Annotated in this window: 2 protein-coding genes and 1 pseudogene; all 3 read left to right on the forward strand. The window is 67.3% G+C overall.

Features of this window, described 5'->3' with window-relative positions:
- A partial coding sequence (istA, locus tag ACU8YC_RS24715; protein ID WP_446895922.1) for an IS21-like element ISMdi7 family transposase occupies positions 1–987 on the forward strand: 987 nt, incomplete at its 5' end.
- Complete coding sequence (gene istB, locus ACU8YC_RS24720) at positions 984–1826, forward strand: IS21-like element ISMdi7 family helper ATPase IstB (RefSeq protein WP_003596510.1); 843 nt, start codon at positions 984–986, stop codon at positions 1824–1826. The genes istA and istB, both read left to right, overlap by 4 nt.
- 202 nt (positions 1827–2028) lie before the next feature.
- Positions 2029–2324: pseudogene (locus ACU8YC_RS24725) on the forward strand (glutathione-dependent disulfide-bond oxidoreductase); the annotation flags it as partial.

Here is a 2324-nt window from a genome sequence, read left to right on the forward strand (position 1 = left end):
TTTCTCGACGGGCATGTCGCCGCCTTCGCCTTCTTCGGCGGCGTGCCTCTGTCGATCCTGTACGACAACACCAAGATCGCAGTGGCCAAGATCTGCGGCGACGGACAGCGTGAGCGTACGCGCGCCTTCACCGAGTTGGTGAGCCACTGCCTGTTCCGGGATCGCTTCGGCCGTCCGGGCAGGGGCAACGACAAGGGCAAGGTCGAGGGGCTGGTCAAGTTCGCCCGGTCCCACTTCATGACCCCGGCTCCGGAGGCGGCCTCGTTCGAGGCGCTGAACGCTGACCTGGAGCGCCGCTGCCGAGCTCGGCAGAACGAGTGCGCCGGGCGGCATCCCGAGAGCATCGGAACGCGGCTCATGGCCGATCGAGTGGTTCTGCGAGCCCTGCCGGCGGTGCCGCTGGAGCCGTGCGAGAAGAGGGCCGGGCGCGTCTCGTCGACCGCGCTGGTGCGCTATCGCGGCAACGACTACTCGGTGCCGACCACCTACGGCTTCCGGGACGTGCTGGTGAAGGGCTTCGTCGAGGAAGTCGTGATCCTGTGTGCGGGGGTCGAGATCGCCCGGCACCCGCGCAGCTACGGCAGCGGCGTTTTCGTCGCCGAACCTCTGCACTACCTCGCGCTGATCGAGACCAAGCCGAACGCCCTCGACCAAGCCGCGGCACTCCAGGGCTGGGATCTGCCCGAGGCGTTCCAGCACCTGCGCCACCTTCTGGAGGCGCGCATGGGCAACCGCGGCAAGCGCGAGTTCATCCAGGTGCTGCGCCTGATGGAGGCGATGCCGAAGGACCTCGTGGCCTGGGCCGTCACCGAGGCGATCCGGCTCGGGGCGATTGGCTTCGATGCGGTCAAGTTGATCGCGCTGGCCCGTCTCGAACGGCGGCCGCCTCGGCTCGACTTGTCGGCCTACCCGCATCTGCCCCGGCCTGCGGTGCGCGCGACGATGGCCGCCGACTACACGGTGCTGGTGCCGGAGGTGGCGGCATGAGCGTGAGCGGCGATGAGACGACACCGGGCGTCCTGCTCGCCCATCACCTCAAGCAGTTGAAGTTGCCGACGGTCCTGCGCGAGTACGACAAGGTCGCCCGGGACTGCGCCCGGAGCGGCCTCGACCACCCCCGCTATCTGCTGCGGCTGGTTGAGCTGGAACTGATCGACCGCGAACGGCGCATGGTCGAGCGCCGGATCCGGGCGGCACGCTTCCCGGCGGTGAAGAGCCTCGACACCTTCGACTTCGCCGCCATCCCGAGCCTGAACAAGATGCTCGTGCTGGAGCTGGCGCGCTGCGGCTACGTCCTCGGTCGGGAGAACGTCATCGCGCTCGGCAACTCCGGCACCGGCAAGACGCACATCGCCCTGGCTCTCGGACTGGCAGCCTGCCAGAAGGGCTTCTCGGTCACGTTCACCACGGCGGCCTCGCTGGTCAACCAGCTCATGGAGGCGCGTGACGAGCGCCGCCTGCTCCGGCTTCAGAGGGAGCTGGCCGCGGTGAAGTTGCTGATTGTCGATGAACTCGGCTACGTGCCGCTGTCGCCGACGGGGGCCGAGCTTTTGTTCGAGGTCCTGTCCCAGCGCTACGAGCGCGGCTCGACGGTGGTGACCTCGAACCTTCCGTTCGAGGACTGGACCTCGGTCCTGGGCTCGGAGCGGCTGACCGGTGCGCTGCTGGATCGGCTGACCCATCACGTCAGCATCCTGAGCCTGAACGGAGACAGCTACCGCCTCAGATCCTCCCGCAGCCGGCGGGGCCGCACAGACAGGGCGGAGCAAAACCAGGCCACCCTTGATGACCCTGATCCCGCGACGGGCGAGATCCGGCCAGCCTGACCTCACGATCCGCGACAAACGATGAAGAGGCCCGATCGGGCCCCTTCATCGTTCAGGCTGTCCGCAGTCCGTGGCCTGGTTTTACTCCGCCACGGCGGCCTAAAATTGGTCCGCCCTTTACAGGCGGCATGGCGCTCGACCGTGATGCGCGCCGGGCACCAAACCGTCAGCCGCCCGCAGCAGCACACCCGGAGAGCGCCCCATGAGCGACACAACCGAGTACGTCCCGCCGAAGGTCTGGACGTGGAGTGAGGCCAGCGGCGGACACTTTGCCAATATTAACCGGCCCATCGCCGGCTCGACGCACGAGAAGGCATTGCCCGTTGGCAAGCATCCCCTCCAGCTCTACTCACTCGCCCCGCCGAACGGGCAGAAGGTCACGATACTTCTGGAGGAACTGCTGGCACTCGGCCATGTGGGCGCCGAGTACGACGCTTGGCTCATCAAGATCAGCGATGGCGACCAGGTCAGTTCAGGCTTTGTCGCGGTCAACCCGAA

It is taken from the genome of Citrobacter sp. VF227, assembly GCF_052950715.1.

What these genes read in the sequence shown, in the direction of transcription:
- istB (WP_003596510.1), top strand. Translation starts at nt 984, where the DNA reads ATGAGCGTGAGCGGCGATGAGACGACACCGGGCGTCCTGCTCGCCCAT.